This window comes from Streptomyces sp. 891-h (assembly GCF_022760275.1).
GTDB classification, from domain to species: domain Bacteria; phylum Actinomycetota; class Actinomycetes; order Streptomycetales; family Streptomycetaceae; genus Streptomyces; species Streptomyces spirodelae.
Window position 1 is genome coordinate 2,379,979 of the sequence record NZ_CP050693.1, and the last position, 25,615, is coordinate 2,405,593.

The 25,615-nt window shown below is 73.4% G+C and carries 21 protein-coding genes; 7 read left to right on the forward strand and 14 right to left on the reverse strand.

The features are described 5' to 3' along the window. Nucleotides 1–23 precede the first annotated feature (23 nt). From fxsT to HC362_RS10070, 10 genes are all read right to left on the reverse strand, one after another. Nucleotides 24–3,044, reverse strand: coding sequence for an FxSxx-COOH system tetratricopeptide repeat protein (gene fxsT / locus HC362_RS10025; RefSeq protein ID WP_243083569.1), 3,021 nt, complete (start codon nt 3,042–3,044; stop codon nt 24–26). Nucleotides 3,045–3,104: 60 nt separating this feature from the next. Then, the gene (locus HC362_RS10030) at nt 3,105–4,484 is read right to left on the reverse strand and encodes an HEXXH motif-containing putative peptide modification protein (RefSeq protein WP_243083571.1); all 1,380 of its coding nucleotides are present in this window, start codon (nt 4,482–4,484) and stop codon (nt 3,105–3,107) included. A gap of 541 nt (nt 4,485–5,025) precedes the next feature. Further along, entirely contained in the window at nt 5,026–8,220 is a 3,195-nt protein-coding gene (locus tag HC362_RS10035; protein ID WP_243083572.1) for an SAV_2336 N-terminal domain-related protein, read from the reverse strand. A 7-nt stretch (nt 8,221–8,227) separates the two neighbouring features. Continuing rightward, the gene (locus HC362_RS10040; protein ID WP_243083574.1) at nt 8,228–9,292 is read right to left on the reverse strand and encodes a MoxR family ATPase; all 1,065 of its coding nucleotides are present in this window, start codon (nt 9,290–9,292) and stop codon (nt 8,228–8,230) included. Next, complete coding sequence (locus tag HC362_RS10045) at nt 9,289–11,631, reverse strand: trypsin-like peptidase domain-containing protein (protein WP_243083575.1); 2,343 nt, start codon at nt 11,629–11,631, stop codon at nt 9,289–9,291. Before HC362_RS10045 ends, HC362_RS10040 begins: the two co-directional genes overlap by 4 nt. A 178-nt stretch (nt 11,632–11,809) precedes the next feature. Further along, nucleotides 11,810–12,226: a CU044_2847 family protein gene (locus HC362_RS10050; RefSeq protein WP_243083576.1), complete on the reverse strand. Its 417-nt coding sequence runs from the start codon at nt 12,224–12,226 to the stop codon at nt 11,810–11,812. Between the two features lie 152 nt (nt 12,227–12,378). Then, nucleotides 12,379–13,572, reverse strand: a complete 1,194-nt coding sequence (locus HC362_RS10055) for a PadR family transcriptional regulator (protein ID WP_243083577.1) — start codon at nt 13,570–13,572, stop codon at nt 12,379–12,381. A gap of 1 nt (nt 13,573) precedes the next feature. Next, complete coding sequence (locus HC362_RS10060) at nt 13,574–14,551, reverse strand: DUF4097 family beta strand repeat-containing protein (protein WP_243083578.1); 978 nt, start codon at nt 14,549–14,551, stop codon at nt 13,574–13,576. Nucleotides 14,552–14,705: 154 nt separating this feature from the next. After that, nucleotides 14,706–14,891 carry a DUF6104 family protein gene (locus tag HC362_RS10065; protein ID WP_243083580.1) on the reverse strand — a complete coding sequence of 62 codons (186 nt, stop codon included), beginning with the start codon at nt 14,889–14,891 and terminating at the stop codon, nt 14,706–14,708. Nucleotides 14,892–14,969: 78 nt separating this feature from the next. Further along, nucleotides 14,970–15,185: a hypothetical protein gene (locus HC362_RS10070; protein ID WP_243083582.1), complete on the reverse strand. Its 216-nt coding sequence runs from the start codon at nt 15,183–15,185 to the stop codon at nt 14,970–14,972. Nucleotides 15,186–15,341: 156 nt separating this feature from the next. Here HC362_RS10070 and HC362_RS10075 point away from each other — a divergent pair, with 156 nt between their 5' ends. Together HC362_RS10075 and HC362_RS10080 are read left to right on the forward strand one after the other, a co-directional pair. Next, nucleotides 15,342–16,658 (forward strand): histidine kinase, encoded by a 1,317-nt coding sequence (locus tag HC362_RS10075; RefSeq protein ID WP_243083584.1) that lies wholly within the window; start codon nt 15,342–15,344, stop codon nt 16,656–16,658. A 342-nt stretch (nt 16,659–17,000) separates the two neighbouring features. Further along, a complete protein-coding gene (locus HC362_RS10080) occupies nt 17,001–17,762 on the forward strand; it encodes a transglycosylase SLT domain-containing protein (RefSeq protein ID WP_243083585.1) in 762 nt (253 codons plus the stop codon). A 133-nt stretch (nt 17,763–17,895) separates the two neighbouring features. Here the strand turns inward: HC362_RS10080 and HC362_RS10085 are convergent, their stop codons facing one another. Continuing rightward, nucleotides 17,896–18,396, reverse strand: a complete 501-nt coding sequence (locus tag HC362_RS10085) for a DUF2269 family protein (protein WP_243083586.1) — start codon at nt 18,394–18,396, stop codon at nt 17,896–17,898. A gap of 104 nt (nt 18,397–18,500) precedes the next feature. Here HC362_RS10085 and HC362_RS10090 point away from each other — a divergent pair, with 104 nt between their 5' ends. Together HC362_RS10090 and HC362_RS10100 are read left to right on the forward strand one after the other, a co-directional pair. Beyond that, nucleotides 18,501–18,857 carry a helix-turn-helix transcriptional regulator gene (locus HC362_RS10090; RefSeq protein WP_243083588.1) on the forward strand — a complete coding sequence of 119 codons (357 nt, stop codon included), beginning with the start codon at nt 18,501–18,503 and terminating at the stop codon, nt 18,855–18,857. Nucleotides 18,858–18,868: 11 nt separating this feature from the next. After that, nucleotides 18,869–19,633: a permease prefix domain 1-containing protein gene (locus HC362_RS10100; RefSeq protein ID WP_279240086.1), complete on the forward strand. Its 765-nt coding sequence runs from the start codon at nt 18,869–18,871 to the stop codon at nt 19,631–19,633. A 15-nt stretch (nt 19,634–19,648) separates the two neighbouring features. Here HC362_RS10100 and HC362_RS10105 read toward each other — a convergent pair whose 3' ends face one another. The 3 genes from HC362_RS10105 to HC362_RS10115 are packed head-to-tail and all read right to left on the reverse strand — an operon-like array spanning nt 19,649 to nt 22,767. Further along, the gene (locus tag HC362_RS10105) at nt 19,649–20,611 is read right to left on the reverse strand and encodes an acyl-CoA dehydrogenase family protein (protein WP_243083590.1); all 963 of its coding nucleotides are present in this window, start codon (nt 20,609–20,611) and stop codon (nt 19,649–19,651) included. Between the two features lie 6 nt (nt 20,612–20,617). Next, nucleotides 20,618–21,829, reverse strand: a complete 1,212-nt coding sequence (locus HC362_RS10110; protein WP_243083591.1) for an acyl-CoA dehydrogenase family protein — start codon at nt 21,827–21,829, stop codon at nt 20,618–20,620. A gap of 2 nt (nt 21,830–21,831) precedes the next feature. Then, nucleotides 21,832–22,767, reverse strand: coding sequence for an enoyl-CoA hydratase (locus HC362_RS10115; RefSeq protein ID WP_243083593.1), 936 nt, complete (start codon nt 22,765–22,767; stop codon nt 21,832–21,834). Nucleotides 22,768–22,920: 153 nt separating this feature from the next. Here HC362_RS10115 and HC362_RS10120 point away from each other — a divergent pair, with 153 nt between their 5' ends. From HC362_RS10120 to HC362_RS10130, 3 genes are read left to right on the forward strand one after another with little or no spacing between them, the layout of a single operon-like run. After that, the gene (locus HC362_RS10120; RefSeq protein WP_243083595.1) at nt 22,921–23,715 is read left to right on the forward strand and encodes an SDR family oxidoreductase; all 795 of its coding nucleotides are present in this window, start codon (nt 22,921–22,923) and stop codon (nt 23,713–23,715) included. A gap of 35 nt (nt 23,716–23,750) precedes the next feature. Beyond that, nucleotides 23,751–24,404 (forward strand): TetR/AcrR family transcriptional regulator, encoded by a 654-nt coding sequence (locus tag HC362_RS10125; protein WP_243083597.1) that lies wholly within the window; start codon nt 23,751–23,753, stop codon nt 24,402–24,404. Nucleotides 24,405–24,423: 19 nt separating this feature from the next. Next, nucleotides 24,424–25,587, forward strand: a complete 1,164-nt coding sequence (locus tag HC362_RS10130) for an acetyl-CoA C-acetyltransferase (protein WP_243083599.1) — start codon at nt 24,424–24,426, stop codon at nt 25,585–25,587. The last annotated feature ends 28 nt before the right edge of the window (nt 25,588–25,615 follow it).

Sequence of the window (25,615 nt, forward strand, 5' to 3'; positions counted from 1 at the left end):
TCGGGCGTTCGCGTAAGGCGGGCTCAGCCCAGGTACGGCTCGTAGTCCCAGTACGGGCGGGTGCGCTGGCGGGCCGACAGGGTGTGATGGTGCTGGGCGCCCAGCGAGCGCGTGAACCGCTCCAGGGCCTCGCTCTCCAGCTCGCGGGCCTCTTCCCGGCGCCGCAGCGAGCGCAGGTCACCGGAGTTGGCCACCATGCAGGAGAGCGTGAGGGGATGGTCCTCACCCAGCACCTGCCGGGACCGCTCCAGGGTGTCGCGGCTCAGCTCGTACGCGTCCTCCAGCGCCTCGCTGAAGTTGCGGCCGCCGCTGGTGTTGAGGGCGCAGCCGAGCGTGGCGGGGTGGTCGGCGCCCAGCAGCGTGGTGAGCCCGGCCAGCGCCTGCTCGAACATGTTGAGCGCACCGTCGCGGTCGCCCTCGGCCTGCAACACCAGACCCGCGTTGGACTGCATCGCGGTGGGCACCGGGTGCGCCTGGCCCAACAGCGAGCGAAAACCGTCCTCCGCCTCGATCAGCAGCTCGCTGGCGCGCGCGAGATCGCCGTGTTCCCGCAGGAAATTGCCGTAGTCCGTCAGCAGCGAGAGCGTGGAGTAGTGGGTTCGGCTGTGCACCTGCTCGTGCTGCTCCAGCAGGATGGCCATCGCGGTGGCGAGGTCCTGCCGGGAGGCGCCCGCCCTGCGCTGGCACAGCAGCAGATTGTGCCGGGCCATGAGGGTCTGCGGGTGCTGGGCGCCGAGCACTTGGAGGTGCAGCCGCATGCCGAGCTCCTGGCGGGCCAGCGCTTCCTGGTAGCGGCCCATCAGCCGGAGATCGCGGGCGCAGGCGTTGCCGGAGGCGAGTGTGTTGGGGTGCCGGGCGCGCAGCACCTGCTCGCGTTTGCGGAGGGTGTCCAGGTCCGTTTCGTAGGCGTCCTCGTAGCGGCCCAGTAGCCGCAGGCCGACGGCGAGATTGTGCTGCGCGAGCAGGCTCGTCCACTCCTCCGGGCCGTACAGCCGACGGGAGACCTCGACAACCTGCTGCTGCAGGTGCAGCGCCTCGTCGTACTGGCCCAGCAGCCGCAGGTCGGAGGCGAGACAACTGGTGGCGTCCATGACGGCTTCCTCATGGGAACCGCCGGTGTCGGGCCTCTCCCGCAGCCGCTCCAGGCGGGCGCTGTCGAGCGCCTGCGCCTCGCGGAACCGGCCGCCCCCGCGCAGCAGATTGCCCTGCACGGTGGTGAGGGCCAGCATCTGATCGGCGGCGGCGTCCAGGAACGTCTCCCAGTCGGAGCGGATGCCCTCGGCCAGCTCGGCGCCGAGGGTGTACTCACCGCTGGAGTAGCAGTAGCGCAGGCAGTTGAGCAGCATCTCCTGGACGCGGCGTTCCTTGCTGGAGGGTGCCGCCGAGGCGAGCAGATGGGGCAGCATCTCGGCGTACCTGCCCCACTGGCGGCTGTCTTTGGGAGTACCCGGGTCGGCCTCGACGAGCAGCCGGTGCACGGTGTCGCGGTAGACGTCGCTCTGCCTGCCCTGGGTGAGCTCGCTGATGACGCTGTGGACGACCTGGTGCATGTGCACGGAGTCGCTCTGGTCGCCGTCACCCACCGAGGGGGTGCGGGCCTCGCGGGTGAGCACGGAGTAGTTGACGAGGGAGTCCAGCGCACGCGTCCAGCCGGAGCGGTCACTGCTGACCCAGCGCAGGTTGTCGGGCAGCTCGGCGGCGGGGATGCCCCGGGCGAGGCCCAGCGGGATGCGGCCGGGTGCGAAGACCGCGCACAAGGAGAGCAGTTCCACGGCGCGCGGCTCGGACTTGCGCAACTTGTTGAGCAGCATCGACCAGGACGTCAGGGACGAGTACGGGTAGTCGTCCGGCATGGTGTTGGTCTCCAGCCGGGTGAGCCCCACACCGCGCACCATGCGCAGGTACTCGGGGACCTCCATGCCCTCCTCGCCAAGCCAGGCCGCTGCCTGCGCCAGCTGGAGCGGCAGGTCCTGGAACTCGGTCGCCACCTGGTCGGCCTGCTCGACGGTGATGTGCGGGGCGCGGCGCATCAGATAGCCGGTGGACTCGGCGCGGCGGAAGGCGCTGATCTGCTTGATGTCGGTGAGGGACCGCCAGCTCTTGTTGCGCGAGGTGATCAGGACGTGGCCGCTGCCGCCCTGCGGGAGGTAGGCGGCGGCGTCCTCGGGCTCCTCCCAGCCGTCGAAGATCAGCAGCCACCGTCCGGAGGGCTCGTTCCTGCGCAGCGCCTCGCGTACGGCGCGCACCCGCTCACCGACCTCGCCGGAGCTGTCGAGGCCGATCTCGGCGGCCAGCGAGCCGAAGGTGTCGCGCTGGGTGTTGCGCTGGTCGCAGTTGACCCACCAGACGACGTCGTAGTCGGGTGCGAACCGGTGTGCGTACTCGGCCGCGATCTGCGTCTTGCCGATGCCCGCCGTGCCCACGAGCGTGCAGACGGCGGCGCCGTGCTCGGCGTCCATCAGCCGCTGCTGGAGGTCGCCGAGGATGAGGTCGCGGCCGGTGAAGCGCGCGTTGCGGCGCGGCACCTCGCCCCAGACGGCGGGCGGGTCGTTGGGGTAGCGGCTGGCGTAGCCGGGCTGCGGTACGGGCATCCGGCGGGGCCGCAGTCCGAGGCGGTTGAGCAGGCGCCGCTCGGCCTCCTCCTCGCCGACGCCCCACAGGTTGACCGGCTCCAGCACGGCGGTGGCGGGCAGCAGTTCGCGGTTGGTGAGGTTGACGGCGGCGAACCGCTCGATGTGGTCGGCGACATAGCCGCGCAGCACCGCGTTCCAGTCGGCCTCGGTGCGCGGCCCGAGCTGGAGGAACAGGTCGCTGATGACCAGCAGGACGCGTCCGGAGGCCAGCAGCAGATCGCCCAGCGCCTCCTCCAGCGGCTGCTCGCGGTCCGGGTCCCAGCGCTGGAGGGTGGTGCGGTGCCCATGGCTCTCCAGCCGGTGTGCGATCCAGTTGCCCCATCCCCGGTGGTAGCCGGGAAAGACCACCACGAAGTGCTCGGACTCCCCTCCGGGCGCGGTGCCCTGAGCCGGTTCCCGCTGAGCGACCATGCTTGCGTTCTCCCTCGTCCAGCAGCCGTCGCCGCCCACGGGGCGGCGTATACGGCGAGATTACCCAAAGTGACCGTTTGTGAGTCTGTCGGCTGCGTTCTCCGTGTCCTCGCGGGCCCCTGGGGCCCGCACGCCCGGGGAGCTCAGCCGCTCGTGACGGTGACGCATGCCCTCCACGAACTCTGTGCCCTGACGGGTGAGTTGACCAGAGCCCAGAAGGAGGAAAAGCGCGTGGTCGACCTGGGCGCCGAAGTCGGCTGCCCTGCGGCGCGCGGCGGCGCGTTCGGCGGGCGTTGCCGAGGCCCGGCGGGCCAGCCTGCCCCACAGGTCGGCGAGGGCCAGATGCGCGTACGTGCCCTGCACCACGGCGCCCAGCGGCCTGGGATCGCTGCGCCAGCCCACCCGGTAGACGGCCTCGGCCGACTCCTCGTTGAGCCGTACGACGCCGCCCAGCACGGCGAGCTTGCTGTGCTGCACCTCGTGGACGAGGACCTCGGCCATCTCCTCGGGGGTCCGCGGAAGGGTCGTCAGCACCGCCCAGGGTGCGGCCAGCCGGGTGGCACTGGCGCGCCCGTCGCGCTCCCACAGAACGGGTACGACGGTACGGACCAGCGTCGCCACCTCGGTGGCCCGCTCCGGATCCGCCTCGCGCAGCAGGTCCAGTGCCCGTGTCCACAGCTCCCGCCACTCGTACGCCTCGTCCGGGGCCGTGACGGCGGCGGGCAGCAGACCGGCGAGTCCGGCGCGACCCGTCTCGCTCGCCAGGTGCGGATCCTGGTCGTCGAGGACGGCGGGCACCCCGGGCAGCGGCGTCAGCGGTCGCCAGTGCGACTGCGGGCCGCCCTGCGGCGAGTCGGTGCCCTGCGGCGCGGCGGTGCCGAGGCCGTGCTGCGGCACGGTCCGGTGGCCGAGTAGGTCCTCACGGGGTACGGACAGGGGGCGGCCGTCCTCGGGGGCGAAGGTGACGGTGGTGTCCGTCGCCGCTATCCGCACCCGGGGCGCGGAAGTGGCGTACGAGCCCAGCCCCGGGAGGGTGAGGCGGCCCTGGGTCGCGGGCAGCACCAGGCGGAAGTCGCATCCGGCGGCGAGGGCCACCGTCGCGGCCAGCGTGCCGAGTCCCGCCAGCGCGGCCGTGAACGGGGCACCGGGCGGGGCGGCGAGCGCGTGTGCCAGCCAGTTACCGGCGGCCGGGCGGCCCAGGGCCCCGCGCGCCGCGGCGGGGTCGTGCAGCTCGGCGTCCTCCAGCAGCGCCCAGTGCTCCCGCAGCGCGCGGGCCTGTGGCGCGGGGAGCCGGGCGCGTTCGGCCCGGGTCAGCAGGGTCTTGAGCAGTACCAGGCGCCTGCTGTGCAGCCAGCCTTCCAATAAGGCGGCTTCGCCCGGCAGTGGCCGGGTCTCCCCCATCCGGCGCAGCTGGGGGCCCGGTATCTCAAAGGGGTTCATGACGGCCCACGCTGTCTCCCGGGCCCACATGCGGGCCGGAGGTGCCGTGGACCGAGCCGAAGGTTGACCGGATCACGCCCCGTTTCCCGCCAGTACGGTGCCTGGTCGCCTGAACGCCGCCGGAGTGCCGCTCCCGGCCGCGGCGGCCGGCCTCGCTGCCGGAGGACCGCCACACCCGCGACAGTTCCTCGGGGGCGCGCAGCGCGCTCTCCACAGCAGCCGTAATGGTGGGATCTTCGCAGGTCCTGAGAGTGCGTAGGGTCATACCTGTCAGGTCGGGCAAGGGCGACGACGGTGCGGCGCCGGGCCCACGGCCCGGACTGCGGGACGCGCCCTCGGTCCGCTTCGGCACGCTCTTCTCCTCCCTAGGAACCCACCCGGGGGCAGTTGCACGGATGATGTCTCTTTCCCGGGGCAGGAAACCGGAAACACTTGCGAGGCGCGGTGCCACCGCATTCGGCCGGTCCTCGTCTTTCCCCGCACACCACATCAGGGCACCCCCCGTTCCCCCTCGCTGCCTCCCCCCGTATCCCCTACCCGCTCAGGACAGTTCGGCCACCCGGTCCCTGGTGTCGCGTACCTCTTCCCAGGGGATGTCCGCCAGATGACCGGCCAGCAGCTGCCACTCGGCCTCCGCCGCACGGTAGTCGGCCAGGGCCTCCTCGGTGCGCCCTTGGGAGCGGTGGAATCCGGCCCGTGCGTGCAGCGCCCTGGCCGCGGTGAGGGAGCCGCGCTCCCGCTCCTGGGCCAGCTCCTCCAGGGCCCTGCCGAACTCGGCCGCCGCCTGCTGGGACTCCGGAGCGGCCGCCGGAAAGAGCGCCCGGGCTCTGCCCAGCCGCAGCCACGCCTGCGCCCTGCTGTCCGCGTCGGGGCCCTGACGGGCCGCCTGCTCCAGCAGGTGGCATCCCTCGTACAGGTCGGGCAGGAAGTTCTCGCGTTCGTAGCGGAGCAGCAGCGCACGGCCGAGCAGCAGCGCCGCCCTGGCCACGGTGGAGCTGCCGGACGGTGCGCGGGTGAGCGCCTCGCGCAGCAGGCCCTCGGCGCGCGTGAGGTCGCCCGCCTCGCCGAGCAGCATCTCGCCCCATTCGATGAGCAGTTCGCCGCGCTGGGCGCTGTCGCGTTCGGTCAGCCCCTCGGCCTCCCGGTACGCCTCGGCCGCCGCCTCCCAGTCGCGGGTCTCGCGCAGCACGCGGGCGCGTTCCCTGGCGCTGCGCAGTCGCAGCCCGGACCGCTCCCCGGCCAGAGCGCCGGCCTGTGCCAGCACATCGAGGCGCTCCTGCGGCGGGGCGCCGCTCAGCCGCAGCGCGGCCGCCAGGTCCAGCAGAGCGCCGCAGCGCTGTGCGCCGGTCTCGTCGCGGCCGCCGGCTTCCCGGCCGCCGGCGTCGGCTTTCTGACGGGCCACCGGTACGGCCTGGGTCTCGGAGGTCGCGGAGGCGCTGGAGGGCTCTGGGGACCCGGGCGCGCGGTCTGCCAGCATGTCGCTCGCTTCGCGGAGTTCGCCGACGGCCTCGAGGGCCGCCCGGTGACGGTGTTCGGGTGCGGTCTGGGCCAGGGCGAGCAGCACCCGGCCCAGCCGGAGTTTACGGGTGCGCTCGGCGTCCGGGGGGAGTGACGGGTCGGCCGTGTCCTGCGGTGCACCCGTGCGGCCCGCCAGCGAGCGCAGCAGTCCTTCGGCGCGCAGCAGGTGCCGGGTGCCGCCGCTGATCTGCCAGAGCGAATGCTCCACTCCCGCGCGCTCCAGGAGGGTGCCGGGCACGCTGTCGGTCAGCAGTTCGGCGGCGTCCCGCAGCAGCGGCTCGGGGCCCTGCGGGCTGCGTCGTACGGCGGCCGTGCCGGCCAGTGCGTGCAGCACCCGGCCGAGGGCGAGCCGGGCGCGTGCGCTGTCCCGGTCGGCGGCGCGAGCGGCCTCGCCCACCGAGCGGGCGCGGTGCAGCAGTTGGATGTCGCCCTGGGCACGCCACCGGCGCAGCAGCCGCTCGGTCTCGGCCACCTGGTCGGCCGCGGTCTGCTCGGGCAGATAGAAGCGGACGACCTCGGCTGGGATGGTCGCGAACATCTCGTCGCCGTCCTCGGCCTCGTCCGGCTCCGAGCCGCCCTCGACGGTGCCCGCGGGCTCGCCCTCGGCGCGTTCCTGTTCGGCGCGGCCGGTCAGCTGGGCGACGGCCATGGCGGCGAAGTTGCGGGTGCCCTTGCCGAAGCGCTGCGCCACATACCCGGACAGGTGTTTGAGGATCAGCACTGCCGCGCCCTGGTCCAGGGACTGCAGCAGCAGGTCGCGGACGCCCGGAGCGAACGCGTAGCGCGGACCCGGCAGACTTCTGCGGCAGTTGGTGCCCTCCGGCCCGTCGTCCTCCGGCAGCCGGGTCAGCAGCCCGGACAGCAGGACTTCGGCCAGCTCCATCGGCCCGGTGTCGGGCAGCATCGCTTCCTGCACCAGATGGATGACCGGCAGCAGCAGCGGCACCACCGCCAGGTGCACGGCCAGATCGAGGGCTCCGGGTGAGGCGCTGTTGCGGAACTCGCGCAGCAGGGTGCGGGCCGGTACGCCACCGGCCGGGGTGCGCGGCGCGGGCATCGCCGGGTGCCGGGGCAGCACCCAGGCGGCGGCGCCCGCGACCGCCCGCTCGCTGTCGGTGCCCAGCAGCCGCGCCCAGTTGCCCAGCGCCTCCGGTGTGGGCAGCAGTACGGGAACCGGCACGGCCTCCGCGGGCGGGGGCGGGCCGTAGCTGTCGGGCTCGAAAGTGACGCGCCCGCCGAGCCCGCGCTCGCGCAGTAACTGCCCGGGTTCGGCCGGCAGCGCCGTACGCGGCCACAGCCGGGGCGGCAGCGGCTGGACGACGGCCAGTGGCGAACGGCCCGACCAGTGGTGCAGCAGCCGCTGGGCGCGGCCGTCCTGCCACAGGGCACCCACGCAGTCGCTGACCACGAGGGTGAGGCGGCGGCCCGTGGTGTCGCGGTACTCGTCGGCGGGGCGCAGCCGCGCTGTGCCGTCGGCAGGCCCTGTGCCGATGAGCGGCGCTCCGTCCCTGGCGCGGTGCAGATAGCGCACCTGGACGTCGCGGAAGGCGCCGAGCTGTTCGAAGGTCTGCCGCAGCCGCTCCAGGGTGGGCTGCCATACCGAAGCGGTGGGCGAGGCGTCCATGATGAGCTGGATCTCGCTGTAGCGGCGGACCTCGGTGCCGAAGACCGGCCGCACGGCGGTGGAGCGGGCGCTCAGATCCGCGGTGGCGTCCTCGTCCAGCGCGCCCTTGGCGGGCGGCAGCGGCGGCCGGTAGCCGTGCAACGGGCGCAGCGCGTGCTGGAGTTCGAGCAGTCCGGACAGCGCTCCCGCCGCGGGCGCGCGGACCGGGAAGCCGGCCGGCGGGGCGCCGCCGTGCCGGCGCGGCGCGAACAGCGAGACAGGAGCCGTGCGCTCCGGGCCCGGGGGCGTCTCCTCCGGCTCGTCGGCGGCGTGGTCCTCGACTGGTGGCATGGGGGGCTCCGGCTGCGGCTTCCGGCCCTCTGGATAGCCGGGCCGGGTGGAGTCCGCGTCGGGTTCCCCTGCAGCGCTCGCCAAATCGAAGCGGGCCAGCCACAGTGCCTCGGCCAGCTCCTCGGACGACGGGTCCCAGCCTGCCGCCCGCAGCCGCGCGACCAGCTCCGTGACGTCCTGCAACGGCTGCTGCCCGGGCCACGAGGCCGCCGTGGACCGCGGGGCGTCCAAAGGTCGCCGCGGCGGCGGCGAGGCCGCACTCATGTGAACGTCACCTCGGGCGGTCGAGGGGGCGTAGCAGCATCTCGGCCAGCCGGTCGCGGGTGACCCGCTCGACGCCCGAGGCGCGCTGTGTCAGGAACAGTGCGTTGAGCAGCTGGTCGGTGGCGATGACCTGTCCCGGCTGGCGCCGCAGGAATCGCTGGACCAGTTCGGCGCCCTCCTCCAGCGCCTCTTCCCCCAGGTGTGCGGAGACCATCGCGGCGAGCTGTTCGTCGCCGGGCGGTTTGAGGTCGAGCTGGATGCAGCGGCGCAGCAGCGCGGCCGGGAAGTCGCGCTCCCCGTTGGAGGTGAGCACGATGAACGGGAAGACCGTACAGCGCACCCGGCCGCCCTCGATGCGCACCTTCTCGCCGTCGGCCGTCAGCACCTCGGTGACCGGCTCGCGGTCGGCGATGCGCTCCAGCTCGGGGATGACGAACTCGCCGTCCTCCAGGACGTTCAGCAGGTCGCTGGGCAGGTCTATGTCGCTCTTGTCCAGCTCGTCGACGAGGAGCACCCGGGGCAGCGGGGTGCCCTCGGGCTCGGCCGGCCGGGCCGGCAGCAGCGCCGTGCCGAGCGGACCGAGGCGCAGGTACGAGCCGATCGGCGGGCGGGCACGGGGCGCGCTGCTGTCCCCGGCGACGGCGCGGTCCAGCTGGACGTCCTGGAGGCGGCCGATGGCGTCGTAGTGATAGAGCCCGTCCTGCAGCGTCGTCCGGCTGACGACGGGCCAGCGCAGCACCCGGCCCAGGCCCAGCTCGTGGGCGACGGCGTGCGCGAGGGTGGACTTGCCGGTGCCGGGGTTGCCGGTCACCAGGAGCGGGCGGCGCAGATACAGTGCCGCGTTGACCGCCTCGACCTCCTCGGGCCGCGGATGGAGGCTCTCCACCAGGCGGCGCCTGGCGCCCAGCCTCCGAGCGGTGTCGGCGCCCTCCGGATCGTCGCCGTGCGCCCCCGCCGGGGAGTCGGGCCCGGTGCCCGCGCCGGTGAAGTCGCGCCAGGGTGGCGGCTCGGGCAGCTCGCGCACACCCTCGTGCGGGACGCCCGCACCGCGGTAGATGCGCCAATCGCTCACGGTGTGCTCCTCAACGCTGTCGGCGGCCTGGGCATGAGCGGTGGTTCGCGCAACGGTCCGTCCCCCGAGGTCCTGTGGGGCGGATCGTAGAGCAGGACGATATGCCGTGCCCAGGCCGACGAGGGATCAATTGGCGTGCTGTTGACGTCACTTGCGCCATCCGGGTCGTCGGACAGGTCGGCGTTCCTGTTGCGCAGGGCTCTGATGTGCCAGGGCAGCTGCCGTGCCGAGTGCGTCTCGCGCAGCAGCTCGGCGGCCCGCTCGTGGAACTCCGCGCAGTCGTCGTGGTCGTGGCTGTCGCTGTAGGAGTGCCGCCACAGTGCCATGGCGTGTCCGGCTCCGAGCGCCGCAGCCATGGCGCGGGCCCCGGGACCGCTGCCGGTCCGTGCACAGTACACAGGTACGGCGCCGGGCGGCGCCGCCATCAGCCGTCCGTAGGCGGCCTGGCCGCCCTCGGGCACCGGCGCGTCGTGGCCGGAGCCCGGCACCTCGCCGCGCAGCGGGACGGCCTCCATGGGGCCGTCCAGCACAGCGGCGGCGCGGCTGCGGCACTCGGGGGTGAAGCCGTGGTCCTTGCGGGACCTGTCCCGTACGACCACGAGCCTGCGCTGGCCCAGCGGCAGGGTGTGCGGGTTGAACGGGTCGGCGGGGTCGTAGGGCCTGGCACGCCAGGCGTCCACCGGTTCGTCGAACAGCGGGCGTGGCAGTACGAACTCCACGGCCGCCAGGTGGTCGTCCACATCGCACTGGTCCAGGGCCTGGGACAGCGCGCCGCGCACGGCCTCCTCCAGCCGGGAGCGCGGTGCGTCCTCGCGGCTCTGCTCGACGGTGATCTCCTCCCGCTCGCCGTCCTCGGCGGCGGGGTCGGTCCCGGGTTCGGGTATCCCGCCGACGGTCGCGGGGTCACCGGTGTGGAGGTCGTCCTTCTCGGCCGGGCGTACCAGCGCGACCCGCCAGGCGTGCCGTCCGGAGCCGTAGATGTCCGGTTCTATCTCCACCAGCACATCCGCGCGTGCTGCCGAGGCGGGGCGGTGGCCGTCCAGCACCCCGGGGACGCGGGCGCGGATGACGTCGTTGAGCAGCGTCCGGGCCGTGCGCTCCACCCACTCGCGCAGGTCGGCCAGCGCCCGGGCGGCGCGCGGCGTACGCGTCCTACCCGATCGCGTCAGCGCGGCCGTCACCTTGGCGGCGTACAGCACCACCGCCTCCAGGGCGAGATCGCCGGACGGCTCCTCGTCGGCCGTGCTGTTGTCCCGGGGGTCGTAGAGCAGCCCGGCGCCCTCCCGCCAGGAGCGGGGATCGTGGTCGCGCAGCGTGTAGGGCCAGCGCAGCACCATGTTGCGTGCCTCGTTGGCCAGTTGCAGCACCTGGCCGGCCCCGGTGGGCGGGTCGACCTCGGCGAACAGCGCGTACAGCTCGGCGCGGCGGTCCACCGTGAAGCCGTACGCGGGCTCGCCGCCCGAGGGCCCCAGGCGGGCGTGCTGCCGGTACCAGCTGTGGCCCCAGAACCCGCTGTAGCGCCTCAGGTGGTGTCTGTCGTGCGCGGAGAGCACCTCGTGCAGGAGGCGGGCGCCGCGCGGCCCCGCGTCGCACAGCTTGCGGAGCGCGGTGATGGGGGTGGCCAGCCCGGAGCCCGGTCTGCGGCCCGCGCCCTTGCTGACGCCGAGCACGGTGCCGCGGCGCTGGTCGAGCACGGGCCCGCCGGAGCAGCCCTCGGTCAGCTGGTCGCCGCTGAGCATGAGCGGGCGGCCGACGACTCCGGTCGCCTTGCCCAGCCCGGTGAAGAACATCTGTTCGCCCCTGACCTCGCTCGGCGCCCAGCCGTACAGCCCGATGTCCGCCGGAGTCAGTACCGAACGGTCGCTCAGCCACAGGCAGTCGGCGTCCTCGGCGCCCGGCACCCGTACCAGCGCCAGGTCCGGGAACGGCCAGGGGGCCGGGGGCGCCTGGGGGTCCTCGGGCAGCGGCAGCCCGAACGCGAGCTCACCGAGGAGGACGGTGCCGGCGCCGTCGGCACCGACTGACTCGTCCGAGCTGCCCAGGTCACCCGCGCCCACGCCACCGGCCGCGACGGCTGTGCCCGCGGTGTCCCCGATCGTGATGCCGATGGCGCGCTCCCCCCTCCATACGGGCGCGGCACCCTTGCCGACGACATGGGCGCACGTGAGGACCCATCCGGGCGCGACGAAGAAACCGCTCCCCCAGAACGCTCGCCGGTTCCTGTCGCTGCGACGGCCCTCGTCGCTTGGCCCGCTGCTTGCGTCGTACCCCTCGGGCGGTGCCCCGATGCGCACGACGGATGCGCGAACGGAGTCCGCGAGGTTCGCGGGGGCGTTCATGCGGCACAGGGCGCGCACAGCAGCACGCCGAATCGTCGCCCCCCGCGTCGCGCGGCTCGCACTCCTTGCACAGCGCTCCCCCTCTACGCCCCGTTCCCCCGCGGCTCTCCTACGTGAGGTGTATGAGGTAGCAGGCTAGTCGCCGGGTGTGACAGACGGGAGGGGCGGGTGCCCCTGGTCATCCGCCCGGCAGGGCCGTGGTCCCCGGGTCGGCGGCCCCGCCGAGCGCTGTGGGCCCGTCGTCCGCCGTCGGGGGCTTGTGCCAGGTGAGGGTGACGGAGACCGCCCCCTTGGCCTCTCCCTCGGCGAGGACGGCGGCGAGCGCCTTGCCCGACTTGACGGCGAGTTCGATGCCGAACGTCACGCTGACCTCGTCAGGGCGGGCGTTCCGGGCGGCGGAGAGAACGGCGGAACCCACCCCGCCGATCACCTCGTTGAGCTGCTGGGCACGCGCGAGGAGCTGGTCGCGCATGCCCACGTCGTCGTACTCGAACTCCTCGGCACCGAGCGGGACTTCGCCCTCGTCCAGCACGTGCACCCGCGCCAGTACCGTCTCCCCACCCGGCAGCGTGATCTCCCGGATCTCTCGCTCCATGTGCGCCCCCTCGCTTCCGCGTTCGCAGCCTCTGTCCGCGTCAACGTGCCCAGCAGACAGTCATATTGAACCCCTTCGGGTTCGTTCGCGGGTTCGCGCGCGGACTCGCTCGTGAGTTCGGCGGTGCGGCGGAGGGGGCACCGCGCCAGTGGTCAGGAGGGTGAGGAGTCCGCAGCGCCTTGCCCGCCCGGCGTCCGGGGGCTGCCCGTACCACCGACCCCGCGCAGCACGACGCCGATATGGGCGGCGGCGGTGGACAGATGGCGGCGCACCTCGCGCAGTTGGGCGTCGTCGACGCCGTGGTCGCGGGCCGCGTCGCGGACGTCGTCACGGAAGCGGTCCAGCAGGCGTTCGAGGTCGCGTGCCGGGTCGCCCGTGGGGTCGGTGAGCGGCACCTCGTCCTCGGCACCCTTGGCTCCCTTGGCTCCCTTGGCGCCCTGAGCGCCCTCGGCACCCTTGGCGTCCATGGCGCCCTCGACATCCGGCGCCGCGCCCGTCGAACGGCCCTGATCCGTGCCGTCCTTCGGCGGGCCCGGCTCCCCGGACCAAGGCGGCGTCTGACCGGCGAGGCGGCTCAGGTCCCCCATCTCGCGGGCCAGTCCGGACATGCCGTCGCGGACGGCGCCCTGCCAGTCACCCGTACGCATCCGGCTCTGCATCTGCTCCTGCACCTGGCGCGCGATCCGCCGCACCTCGGCCAGTGCCTCGGTGTGCGCCTCGCGCTCCTTGCGCGCCTGGCGCTTGGCCTGCTGGGCCTCCTCCTTCGCCTTGCGGGCCTGTTCCTTCCACTCGTCCTTGGCGCGGCGCAGCTCCTCCTTGGCGTTCCGCCAGGCCTCGCTGTCGGTCCAGACGCCGTCCCAGCCGCTCTCCCATCCGTCTTCCCAGCCGGGGGGTGCGCCGCTGTCGCCGTCGGCGCGCGCACCGGTCCTGCCGCGGCCACGCCCGGCTCTGGTCCGGCCGCGCGCGTCGCGCGCCTGCTCCCGCATCTCGCGGCGCAGGTCGCTGGCGGTGCCGCTGACGTCTTCGCGGATATCGGCGGCGAGCGCGGCCACGGAGTCGCGGATCTCTACCTCGAGTTCGGCGAGCTCGGCCCGCCGGTCGGCCAGTTCGGCCCGGCCCGCCTCCGTGATCGAGTAGACCTTGCGGCCGCCCTCGGTGGTGTGGCTGACCAGGCCCTCGGCCTCCAGCTTGGCCAGCCGCGGGTAGACGGTCCCGGCAGAGGGTGCGTAGAGCCCCTGGAAGCGCTCTTCCAGCAGGCGCATCACCTCGTAGCCGTGGCGCGGTGCCTCGTCGAGCAGCATCAGCAGATACAGGCGCAGGCGGCCGTGTGCGAAGACGGGAGGCATGTCACAGGTCCTTCGCCGGAGAGGGGTTGCCGGGGTACTCGGGCGAGTCGGGGCCGCTTGCCGCCGCGGTGTCCTGGACGGCGGCTTCGGGCCGGCGGTCGGTGGCTTCCGGGGCGGCGGAGCCGTCCAGTGGGTCCTCGTCCAGTGGGTCCTCGCCCGGTGGGCGGCGGAGGAGCGCGAGGCCGCCGGAGACGTTGGCGGCTTGCAGGGTGCCGCGGCCCGCGCCGAGGGTGCCGGTGATGCGGCGGGCGCCCCAGCCGTCGGCCCGCAGCCCGTCGAAGGCGCTGGAGACGGCACCGCCCGTGGTGTGTGCGTCCACCGTCAGATCCGCGTCGTCCGGCAGCCTGACCGCGAGCTCGCCCGAGACACTGGAGAGCCGGATGTCGGCGGGCTCACCCGTGCGGGGCGAGCACAGATCGAGGATCATCGCGCCGCTGACCGATTCGGCCCTGATCTCTCCGGCGGAGGCGTCGATGCAGGTCAGATCGCCGGAGACGGTGGAGAAGCGCAGCGCTCCGGAGAGTCGCTGGGTCTCCACGTCGCCCGAGACGGTCTCGGCCGCCACCGGGCCGGACAGCCCGACCAGGGTGGTGCTGCCGGAGACTCCGGCCACCCGGGTGCGGCCACGAACCCCGGAGACCACCGCGCTGGCCGCCACCACGCCGACCGACAGCTCGGCGTGCGCGGGGACGCTGATCGATACCTCCGCCTCGCGCCGCCAGCCCTTGCGGTCGAGCCACTTGAGGAAGCCGCGCCAGGGCAGGTCGTCATAGGCGACCACCAGCTTGCCCTCCTCGCGGCGGACGAGCAGGGGCGGGCCCTTGACCTTGCCGACCTCGACACAAGTGGTCGTATCCGGGGTGCCGACGACGTTGACGGTGCCGTTCACCACGCGGACGTGCAGCTCGGTCACCGGGTCGTCGAACTCGAGCCGCTGCGGCTCGCTGATCTCCCACGAGCGGTCATCGGGTACGGGCACTGCGGCCTCCCCAGGCTCGGGCGCTGCGGCGTGCGGGCAGGCACCACCCGTCCAACGCGCAACGACATATCGCGTCTCCTCCAGAGACACGATATGTCGCGTATCGCGACAGGCGCAACCCTCATGCCTTCCGCCCGGCCCACGGGCGCTCGCGTCAGTCCTCGTCCTCGTCCTCGTCGTCCAGGCGTGCCAGCCAGGTCGCGAGCCGCTCGACCGGCACCTCGAAGTCCGGGTTCAGATCGACGAAAGTGCGCAGCTGCTCGGACAGCCACGCGAGACTGACCTCTTCCTCGCCGCGCCGCTGCTCCAGCTCTTCGATGCCACGGTCGGTGAAGTACACGGTTCTGCTCCTGGTCGGTACGTACGGGAAGTGAGGGCGCGGCCTGTCGCCTCCGCCTCAGAATATGCCGGGGCCAGGTCAGCCGTGTCCCTTCACCGCGTCGGAGGCCGCGCCGACCGCGATGCCGAGGACGATCAGCAGCACGCAGGCGTAGACCTCGTAGCCGTCGAGAAAGCCGAAGTGCTGGAGCACCGTCCAGGGGAGGTGGAGCCGGTCGCCACTGAGCTCGCGCAGGAGGCCGCCCCCGCCCTGGAGGATGAGAACGAACGAGACGAAGCCGAGAAATTTCTTCATGGCGGCAGAGTGGCCGCGCGGCCGCGGCGCGGGGATCGGGCTTCCGAGTGGGCTGCGGCGACCGAAGTCTGCGATACGGGCCGCCCCTGTCATACCTAAGTCGCTGTCCGCTGGTCACCCGCTCCCTCAGCCGTCGGCGGCCCGTAGATTCGCGGCATGGGCCTGCTGGGGATCGACCGTACGGAGCGCCGGAACTCCCGCGCGGGGAGGCCGGTTTCCCACCCCACGGAGTGGAGGCGCGGCCCGGCCGGATGGGTGCGCCGTACGACGGGATGGGTGCGTCACACCAGGGAGCTCGCCGGTGCGGGCGCGGCGCGCGGTGAGCCCGTGCGCCGGCGCGGGGCGCGCGAGTGGGCGGTCGACATAGGTGCGTTCCTGTTCGCCGGGTGCTTTCTGGCGCTCAGTGCCGACGCCGTGTTCATCGACCCGGACGTGTCGGAGGCGGCGCTCCTCCTGGACCAGTTGACCGGTGGTCTGGCCTGTGGAGCGCTGTTCCTGCGCCGTCGGCTGCCGGTTCTGCTCGCTGTCGCGCTGCTGCTGGCGGAACCCTTCTCGCACTTCCTCGCGGGCCCGATCATGGTCGCGCTGTTCACCGTGGCCGTGAGCAGGCCGCCACGGGTGACGGCCTGCGTCGCCGTCCTGGCATTCGGCCCGCTGCCGCTCTTCCTGGCGGGTGCACCGTCGTCCGACGACCCGAGAACGACCTCGGCCCTCACCTACTTCGCCCTTCTCGCCTGTGCCATCGGCTGGGGTCTGTATGTGCGGTCGCGGCGCCAGCTCGTGGTCTCGCTGCGCGAGAGGGCGGCCCGCGCGGCGACCGAGGCGCGGCGTGAGGCGCGCGAGGACGTGGCCCGCGAGATGCACGACGTACTGGCGCACCGCCTCTCGCTGCTGAGCGTGCACGCGGGCGCCCTGGAGTTCAATCCCGGCGCCTCGGCGGACCAGGTGGGCCGGGCGGCGGCCGTCATCCGCGACAGTGCGCACCAGGCGCTGGAGGACCTGCGGGAGATCATCGGCGTACTGCGCGCGCCGGAGGACGGGGACCGCCCGCAGCCGGTGCTCGCCGACGTCGAACGGCTGGCGGCCGAGTCACGGCAGGCGGGCGCCCGCATCACCCTGGAAATGGACGTGCCGGACAGCGCGGAAACGGCGCCTCCGGTACCCGCCGTAGTGGGCCGTACGGCGTACCGCATCGTCCAGGAGGGCCTGACGAACGCCCGCAAGCACGGTCCGGGCCCTGAAGCGCCGGTCTCGGTGACCGTGCGGGGCGCCTCGGGCCAGGGCCTGACGGTCGAGATCCGCAACCCCGCTGGGCCCGGCGGGCCCGCCGCGCCCGCCGACGGCACGATCCCGGGAGCCGGACAGGGCCTCATCGGCCTGAAGGAACGCGCCTCTCTCGCCGGCGGAACCCTCGAACACGGCTGGGACGGCACCGACTACCGGCTGTACGCGACCCTCCCCTGGCCCGGCTGACCGCAACCCCATCCGCCGACTACGGGGAGTCCGGGCGCCCGCACCCAGGGCGAGCGGAGCGGGGGCCGACGAGGGCCCGGATGTGAAGCCGCCCATAGGAGCCAGATCACTTACGAGCCAGCCTCGTATGTCCGGTTTGCCGGTTCCCATGCCACGCGGCGAGTACTCCCCACCCCAGGGCAAATCCGACGATTCTGGATCGTACGTCACATATTTGATGCGGCGGGGAGCCAGTCCGCAGGGTGGGGCCAGGTCGCGACGAGACCGGGATGCACGCCCCGAAGAGGCGCCCCGGAAGGACGCGGCCGGAACGTCCCCCCACTTGGAAGGCTCTCCATTCGCATGCGTACCGCTCTGCGTACCCTCAAGCCCACCCGCCGCCTCGCCACCACCGGCCTGACCGCTCTGGGCGCGGCCGGTATCGCCACCACCGCGCTCGCCGGCACCGCGCACGCCGCCGGTGCGCCCGCCAAGGCCGAGGGCAAGTCCTTCGCCGTCGAGAGCGCCGCTTCCACCGCCGCGCCGCACAACAGCGCGCCGGGCAAGGCGGAGGGCAAGACCTTCGCCGTCAAGAGCGCTTCCGCGACGGTGCACTTCGGTACCGCCGCCGACCGCGCCGAGGGCGCGTCCGCCGAGGGCGCCTCTCCGGCTGTCCAGGGCGCTTCTTCGACCGCCCAGGACATCGCCGCGCAGGCCAAGAAGGCCGCCGCCCAGGCCGCCCACGCCAAGGCCGAGCAGGCTCACGCCAAGGCCGACAGCAAGCAGGCCGGCGGTGAGGAGTACGCGGACAATCTGGACGGGTGGATCCGTGAGGCCCGCGCGATCATGAAGAAGCACGGGATCCCCGGTTCCTACGACGGCATCAAGCGCAACATCATCCGCGAGTCGGCCGGTGACCCCAATGCGGTCAACGACTGGGACATCAACGCCCAGAAGGGCACCCCCTCCAAGGGCCTCCTCCAGGTGATCCAGCCCACCTTCGACCGCTACCACGTCGAAGGAACCCCCGACAAGCTCACCGACCCCGTCGCCAACATCGTCGCCGCCTGCAACTACGCAGCCGACCGCTACGGCTCCATGGACAACGTCAACTCCGCCTACTGAGCCGGCACCCAGCACACACAGCACGGCACAGCACAGCACAGCACGCACCAGCACCCCGCATGCGAAAAGGAGCGGGTGGGAGGAACACCTCCCACCCGCTCCTTCGCGTGCACGCCGCATACGCACCCGGGCATCACGCCCCGGTCGTGGAGCCCGGGCGGACGATCATCAGGACGACCACCACGGCCCACAGCAGATTGAAGATGCCGGTCGCCATGGCCAACCGGGCAGCGGCGGCGCGCGGGTCGGATATCCCGGGCACCGTCTCGCCCTCGTCCAGGCCGATGCCCGCCGCGCCCAGCATCCGGGCCTGGCGGGGCAGTACGACGGCGCCGAGGAGGACGGCGGCGAGGGTCGTCAGGATGAGGGAGGCGACCAGCCAGGCGTCCGTGAGGACGCCGAGTTGGGCACCCGTCGCCATACCGAAGACCGGTACGGCCACACCGAAGACGGCGTACCCCTTGCAGATCCGGTGCAGCAGCGCGGCGGCTCCGGCGCCGCGGCCCGTCCTGGCGCCTTCCCCGGCGGCCAGCAGCTCTCTGGCGGCACGCGGGAAGATCGAAGCGGCGACCGCGATCGGGCCCACGGCCAGGATCGCCGCGAGGACGTGGAGGGAGAGCAGCAGCTTGGTCACCGAGGACCCCCGGTTCTGGCGAAACGGATGTGTTGGCAGCCTACGCATATGCGTTGGCTGCCAATAGGTAGCACACCAATATGTTCCTTGCCTACACTGCCCCTATGAAGACGGAGGCGGTGCGAGGGCACCTCGACGGACTGCTGCTGGCCGTGCTGGAGGACGGACCCCTGCACGGGTACGCGATCATCACCGCGGTGCAGGAGCGCAGCGGCGGCGCGCTGGAGCTGCGGACAGGCACCGTCTATCCGGCGCTCAACCGGCTGGAGCGGCTGGGGCTGCTGGCCGGCGACTGGCAGTCGGTCGGCGAGCGGCGGCGGCGCTGCTACACGCTGACCGACGCCGGGCGGAGCGCGCTCGCACAGGAGCGCACGGCCTGGCAGCAGTTCACCACGGCGATCGGTGCGGTCCTCAACGCTCCCCTCGGGCCCGGCGCCCTCGGGGCCGGACCCGCGACATGAGCAGCCGGATCATGCGCCGCCGAACCTCGAGCGGCAGAGCCACGAGCCACGCCACCGGCAACGGCACCGGCACCGGCACCGGCAGCGACGGGAAGCCGCACTCGCAGGCGCAGCGGCCGCACACCGATCCGCTGGTCGCCTACACGGCGGCGCTGAGCACCCGGCTGACAGGCCCGGCACGGGTCAAGTCCCGGATGGTCGCGGAGATCCACGACGGACTGCTGGACACCACCGACGCGTACGTCCTCGACGGCCTGCCCCGCGCCGAGGCGGCCCGGCTGGCGGTGCGGGATTTCGGAGCGGTGGGCGAGCTGGCGCGGGAGTGCCAGCGCGAGCTGACGGTCGCGCAGACCCGCCACACCGCGCGGGCGGCGGCCCTGTGCGTGCCGTTCCTGTTGGTGTGCTGGGCGCTGGCGCGTAGCGCCGTCGGCTCGGTGGCCGCTCCCCTGGCGCTGCTGGCGGTCGTCAGCACCCTGCTCGCGGCCGTCACCCTTGCCGCGACCGGTGGTGTGCTGGCGCGCCGGTTCCCCGGCCCGCGCGCGCTGCCCCGGGTGGTCGCCTGGGCGGGGACGGGAGCGGGTGTCGGCATGGCGCTCGCCACGGCGGGGCTGGTCTGCACGGCTTTTGTGACCGACCAGTGGCCGCTGCCCGCGCTGGCGGGTGCGCTGTCCGCCGCCTCGCACGCCGTACTGAGCACTTCGGTACGCGCCTGCCGCCGCTGTCTCGCCCCCGAGGCCGCGCTCTCCCATGGCGGGCCCCGCTCCTTCCCGAGTTGAGTCCCTGTCGCCACCTCAGCCCGGCAGCAGTTCACCCGCCAGTACCGCCGCCTGACAGGCGGCCGGGGTGCCCCAGGCGCCGTGCAGGGCGCGGGCCTTGCGCAGCGGCAGGGTCAGGTCGTACTCGTCCGTGTAGCCCAGGGCTCCGTGCACCTGGAGCGCGGTGCGTGCGGCCAGGTGGGCGGCGTGCGCGCAGGCCGCCTTGGCGGCGGGCAGGTCGCGGGGGTCGGCGCCGGTGTCGCCCCGTACGGCCAGCGCCCCGCCGTACAGCAGCGGCCGTGCGAACTCCAGCGCCACGGCGACGTTCGCCAACTGGTGCTTGACCGCCTGGAAGGAGCCCACCGGCCGCCCGAACTGCCGCCGCTGCCCCGCGTAATCCACGCTCCCTTGAAGCAACGCCTCCCCGGCGCCGAGGAGCTGTGCGGCGGTCAGCAGGGTGGCCAGCGCCCTGATCCGGCAGGTGTCGGCGGCCACGGCCTCGCCCGGTACACAGCGCACCAGGTGGCGGCCCGGGTCCAGGGAGCGCGAAGGGGCACCCGCGACCGTGCCGGTGGCCAGCCCGTCGCCCTCCAGGACGAAGGCCACATCGGCGACCTGCGCGTCCACCGCGTATCCGGCCGCGGGATCGGTGACGGTCGCCAGCCGGTCGCCGCTCAGCAGACGCGCTGTCCAGCCGGAGGCGGCGGGCAGCCCAGCGGCCAGCGCGACCGTCTCCACCAGCGGTCCTGGGGCCGAGACCCGGCCGATCTCCACGAAGGCGGCGGCGAGTTCGGGCGGGTACCAGCCGATGCCCCCGCGCTCCTCGGGGACGGCCAGCGCGGGCAGTCCCGTCCCGGCGAGGGCCTGCCACAGGGCGCGGCCCGGCGCGTGGTCGCCGGCAGCCCAGGCGCGGGCGGCCTCGTACGGACCGGCGTCGGCGAGCAGACGGCGGACGGTCGCGGCGTAGCTGCGGTGGTCCTCGTCCGGCAGGAAGCGCACGGCGGCTCAGCGCCCCCTCGGCAGGCCGAGCACCCGCTCGGCGACGATGTCGCGCTGTATCTCGTTGGTGCCCGCGTAGACGGGCCCGGCGAGGGCGAAGACCCAGCCGTCCAGCCACTCGGCGCCCGGACCGCCCTCGGTGATCTCGCCCGCGCCGGGGCCGAGCAGATCGAGCGCGGTCTCGTGCAGGTCGATGTCGAGCTCGGACCAGAAGATCTTGTTCAGAGAGGAGGCGAAGGCCGCGGGACCCGCGTCGGTTTTCCGCTCCCCCCGCGGCGAGTCCGCGGCTGCCCGTGGAGCCGCCGATGCCGCCGATGCCGCCGCGTACCCCGCGAGCTGGTAGGCACGGGCCCGGATCCACGCGTCGGCCACCCGTCCGGCGAGCGCGGTGTCGTCGGCGGCGGCCCGCTCGCGCCACAGCCGGCGGAGGCGCTCGGCGGCGGCGGTGAAGCGGCCGGGTGAGCGCAGGGTGAGGCCCCGTTCGTTGCCCGCGGTGGACATGGCGGCCCGCCATCCGTCTCCCGGCTCCCCGATGACATCGGCGTCGGGGACGAAGACGGCGTCCAGGAAGATCTCCGCGAACGCCGGTTTGCCGTCCAGCCGTCCGATGGGCCGTACGGTGACTCCCGGCGCGTCCAGCGGGAACATCAGATAGCTCAGCCCCCGGTGCCGTTCGGCTTCCGGGTCCGTGCGGAAGAGGCCGAAGGCCCGGTCGGCGAACGCGGCGCGCGAGGACCAGGTCTTGTGGCCGTACAGCAGCCAGCCACCGCCGTACTGTCCGGTGCGCTCGGCGCGGGAGCGGAGCGCGGCGAGGTCGGAGCCGGCCTCGGGTTCGGACCATGCCTGCGCCCAGATCGTCTGCCCGGCCGCCATCGGCGGCAGGATGCGCGCCAGCTGTTCCTCGGTGCCGTGCGCGAACAGGGTGGGGGCGAGGAGGTTGATGCCGTTCTGGCTGACGCGCCCTGCCGCCCCGGCTGCGTAGTACTCCTCCTCGAAGATCAGCCACTCGGTGAGACTCGCGCCGCGGCCGCCCAGTTCGCGCGGCCAGGAGACCGCCGACCAGCCCCCGGCGTACAGCTCGCGTTCCCAGGCCCGGTGCGCGGCGAAGCCCTCGGCCGTCTCCAGGGACGGCAGCGGCCGGGCGGGTACGTGTGCCCGCAGCCAGGCGCGGGCCTCGGCGCGGAACGCCTTCTCGGCGGCGCTGAATTCCAGGTCCATGCTCAGGCTCCGGCCCCGCCTCGAGGTCCGGTGTCGCGCGCGGGGTGCCCGGCACGGCTGTCCCGCGCGGGGTGCCCGGCACGGCGCCCCGCGGCCCGCATCGCGCGCGCGTCCATCCCGCCGAGCGCGTCGGCGCCCGTCTCGGCGTTGTGGGCGTGCGCGAGGTGGTGCAGTCCGAAGACCGAGTCGAGGCCGCTGTGCAGGCCCATCAGGTCCTCGGCCTGGTTGACCGCGCGCTTGGTCAGGGCGAGGCCGAAGCGCGGCATCTCGGCGATGCGGGCCGCGAGCGCAGTGGCCTCGGCGGCGAGTTCGGCGCGCGGGACGACGCGGTTGACCATGCCGATCTCGTACGCGCGCCGCGCCGTCATCCGGTCCCCCGTGTACAGGAACTCCTTGGCGACGCGCGGTCCGAGCACCCAGGGGTGGGCGAAGTATTCGACGCCGGGGATGCCCATCCGTACCACCGGGTCGGCGAAGAAGGCGTCCTCGCTGGCGACGATCAGGTCGCACACCCAGGCGAGCATCAGTCCGCCCGCTACGCAGGCGCCCTGTACGGCACAGACGACCGGCTTGGGCAGCTCGCGCCAGCGGCGGCACATGCCCAGATAGACCTCGGACTCGCGGGCGTAGCGGGCCTCGGCGCCCTCCTTGCCCACGTGGTCCCACCACAGTCCGGCCTTACGGGGGAACGACTGGTGCGCGTCCCGGCCCGGGGTGCCGATGTCGTGCCCGCCGCTGAAGTGGTCGCCCGCGCCTGCGAGGACCACGGCGTGGACCGCGTCGTCGTCCGCTGCCCGCTGGAAGGCCGCGTCGAGGGCGTAGGTCATCGCGGAGTTCTGGGCGTTGCGGTACTCGGGGCGGTCGAGGGTGACGTGGGCGACGGCGCCGACGCGCTCGTACGTCACCACCTGCGGGGCCGCCGGGCCGTCGTCGGGCATGCGGGCACGCTCCTCGCACGAGGCTGCACAGTGCTTCCCTAACAAGCGTTTGGTAGATTAACGTGGCTCCGCCACCACGTCGAGAGCCGCACAGCCGCAAAGCCACAGAGCCACACAGAGCCGCAGAGCCGCAGAGCCGCGAGGGGCCGCCCCATGAGCAGCGCCGCACCCCCCTGCCCCGCACCGCACGGTCTGCTCGCCGACCGCTCCGTCGTCGTCACGGCAGCGGCCGGAACCGGGATCGGCGGGGCGACGGCGCGCCGCGTGCTGGAGGAGGGCGCAGCGGGCGTCGTCATCGGTGACGTGCACGAGCGCCGCCTCGGCGAGACGGCGCAGGCACTGGCCCGGGAGTTCGGCCCCGGCCGCGTGCACGCCGTGCGCTGCGACGTCACCGAAGAGAGCGAGGTGGGCGCGCTGCTGGCCGCCTGCACCGCCCGCCACGGCGGTATCGACGTACTGGTCAACAACGCGGGCCTGGGCGGAACGGCCGAGCTGGTGGAGATGGCCGACGAGCAGTGGTCCCGCGTCCTGGACACCACCCTGAACGGCACGTTCCGCTGCACCCGCGCAGCGCTGCGCGCCATGCGCGACCAGCCGGGCGGCGGCGGGGTGATCGTCAACAACGCCTCGGTCGTCGGCTGGCGTGCCCAGCGCGGCCAGGCCCACTACGCGGCGGCCAAGGCGGGCGTGATGGCACTGACCCGCTGCGCGGCACTGGAGGCGGCCGACTTCGGCGTACGGGTCAACGCCGTCGCGCCCTCCCTGGCGATGCACCCGCATCTGGCCAAGGTCACCACACCCGAGCTGCTGGAGGAACTGACCTCCCGGGAGGCGTTCGGGCGCCACGCCGAGCCGTGGGAGGTCGCCAACGTGATCGTCTTTCTGGCCAGCGACTACTCCTCGTACATGACGGGCGAGACCGTCGCCGTGAGCAGCCAGCATCCATGACGGGACCGGCCGCCCGCCCGACGGACAATGGACGCATGGTGACGCCGAAGAAGACCGCCCCCGGTGCCAGGACGACCGCCCCCGGCGCGAGGACGGCGCCCGGTGCCGGGCGCCGTGCCGAACTGCTGGCGACTGCCGCCGAGGTGTTCGCGGAGCTGGGCTACAACGCGACCACCGTCCGTACGATCGCGGACCGCGCCGGGCTGCTGGCCGGCAGCCTCTACTACCACTTCGACTCCAAGGAGTCGATGGCCGACGAGATCCTCAGCGCCTTCCTCACCGACCTGTGGGCGGGCTACCAGCGGATCGAGGAGGCCGGACTGGGACCGCGCGAGACGTTCGAGGGGCTGGTGGCCGAGTCGTTCCGGCAGATGGAGCGGCACCGCCCGGCCGTCGCCATCTACCAGAAGGAGGCCCGCAGGCTGGCCTCCCAGGAGCGTTTCCGGTATCTGGCCGACTCGCAGGAGCGGTTCCAGAAGCTGTGGACGCGCACCCTGGAGCGCGGGGTGGCCGACGGCAGCTTCCGCGGCGGCCTGGACATCCCCGTCGCCTACCGGTTCGTACGCGACACCGTCTGGGTTGCGGCGGTCTGGTTCCGGCCCGGCGGACGCAAGAGCGCGGCACAGATCGCCGAGCAGTACACCTCGATGGTGCTCGACGGAATCGCCACCCACCCGGTGGCCCGATGACCCAAGGAGTGTGACCGGTATGTCCCGCGGTGAGGCCTACATCGTCCAGGCCGTCAGGTCGCCCGTCGGAAAGCGCGGCGGAGCGCTGGCCCAGGTGCACCCCGCGGACCTGGGGGCGCACGCGCTGCGCGCGCTGGTGGAGCGGTCCGGCATCGACCCGGAGGCGGTCGAGGACGTCGTCTTCGGCTGCCTGGACACCGTGGGCCCGCAGGCCGGTGACATCGCGCGCACGGCGTGGCTGGCAGCCGGGCTGCCCGAGTCCGTGCCCGGCGTCACCGTCGACAGGCAGTGCGGCTCCTCGCAGCAGGCCGTGCACTTCGCGGCGCAGGCCGTCATGTCCGGCACGGCCGACCTGGTGGTCGCGGGCGGGGTGCAGAACATGTCCCAGGTACCGATCGGCTACGCCTCGGGCCGTGCGGGCGCCCCGCTCGGCCTCACCGAAGGCCCCTTCCAGGGCTCCGAGGGCTGGCGGGCCCGCTACGGCGACAAGCCGGTCAGCCAGTTCACCGGCGCGGAACAGATCGCCCGGCAGTGGGACATCAGCCGCGCGGAGATGGAGCGCTGGGCGCTGCGCTCGCACGAGCGGGCGCTGCGCGCCGTCGACGAGGGACGCTTCGAGCGGGAGATCGTCCCCTGGGGCGACCACGCGGTGGACGAGGGGCCACGGCGCGGCACCAGCCTGGAGAAGATGGCCGCACTCGACCCGCTGGTGCCCGGCGGCCGGCTGACGGCCGCCGTCTCCTCGCAGATCTCGGACGCCTCCAGCGCCGTGCTGCTCGCCTCCGCGGAGGCCGTACGCACCCACGGCCTCACCCCGCGCGCCCGGGTGCACCATCTCTCCGTACGCGGCGAGGACCCGATCCGGATGCTGACGGCCCCGATCCCGGCGACGGCGCACGCACTGAAGCGGGCCGGGATGACGCTGGAGGACATCGATCTGGTCGAGATCAACGAGGCGTTCGCCCCCGTGGTCCTCGCCTGGCTGCGGGAGACCGGCTGCGACCCGGAGAAGGTCAACGTCAACGGAGGCGCCATCGCCCTGGGCCACCCCCTCGGCGCCACCGGCGCCAGACTGCTGACCACCCTGCTGCACGAACTGGAGCGCACCGGCGGCCGGTACGGGCTGCAGACCATGTGCGAGGGCGGCGGCCAGGCGAATGTGACGATCATCGAACGACTGTGAGGCGGCCCCCGGGCAAGCCTGTCCGCGC

Coding starts and splice junctions, on each gene's coding strand:
- fxsT (WP_243083569.1), bottom strand. CDS start 3,044: ATGGTCGCTCAGCGGGAACCGGCTCAGGGCACCGCGCCCGGAGGGGAG.
- HC362_RS10030 (WP_243083571.1), bottom strand. CDS start 4,484: ATGAACCCCTTTGAGATACCGGGCCCCCAGCTGCGCCGGATGGGGGAG.
- HC362_RS10035 (WP_243083572.1), bottom strand. CDS start 8,220: ATGAGTGCGGCCTCGCCGCCGCCGCGGCGACCTTTGGACGCCCCGCGG.
- HC362_RS10045 (WP_243083575.1), bottom strand. CDS start 11,631: ATGAACGCCCCCGCGAACCTCGCGGACTCCGTTCGCGCATCCGTCGTG.
- HC362_RS10050 (WP_243083576.1), bottom strand. CDS start 12,226: ATGGAGCGAGAGATCCGGGAGATCACGCTGCCGGGTGGGGAGACGGTA.
- HC362_RS10055 (WP_243083577.1), bottom strand. CDS start 13,572: ATGCCTCCCGTCTTCGCACACGGCCGCCTGCGCCTGTATCTGCTGATG.
- HC362_RS10070 (WP_243083582.1), bottom strand. CDS start 15,185: ATGAAGAAATTTCTCGGCTTCGTCTCGTTCGTTCTCATCCTCCAGGGC.
- HC362_RS10075 (WP_243083584.1), top strand. CDS start 15,342: ATGGGCCTGCTGGGGATCGACCGTACGGAGCGCCGGAACTCCCGCGCG.
- HC362_RS10080 (WP_243083585.1), top strand. CDS start 17,001: ATGCGTACCGCTCTGCGTACCCTCAAGCCCACCCGCCGCCTCGCCACC.
- HC362_RS10090 (WP_243083588.1), top strand. CDS start 18,501: ATGAAGACGGAGGCGGTGCGAGGGCACCTCGACGGACTGCTGCTGGCC.
- HC362_RS10100 (WP_279240086.1), top strand. CDS start 18,869: ATGCGCCGCCGAACCTCGAGCGGCAGAGCCACGAGCCACGCCACCGGC.
- HC362_RS10110 (WP_243083591.1), bottom strand. CDS start 21,829: ATGGACCTGGAATTCAGCGCCGCCGAGAAGGCGTTCCGCGCCGAGGCC.
- HC362_RS10115 (WP_243083593.1), bottom strand. CDS start 22,767: ATGCCCGACGACGGCCCGGCGGCCCCGCAGGTGGTGACGTACGAGCGC.
- HC362_RS10120 (WP_243083595.1), top strand. CDS start 22,921: ATGAGCAGCGCCGCACCCCCCTGCCCCGCACCGCACGGTCTGCTCGCC.
- HC362_RS10125 (WP_243083597.1), top strand. CDS start 23,751: ATGGTGACGCCGAAGAAGACCGCCCCCGGTGCCAGGACGACCGCCCCC.
- HC362_RS10130 (WP_243083599.1), top strand. CDS start 24,424: ATGTCCCGCGGTGAGGCCTACATCGTCCAGGCCGTCAGGTCGCCCGTC.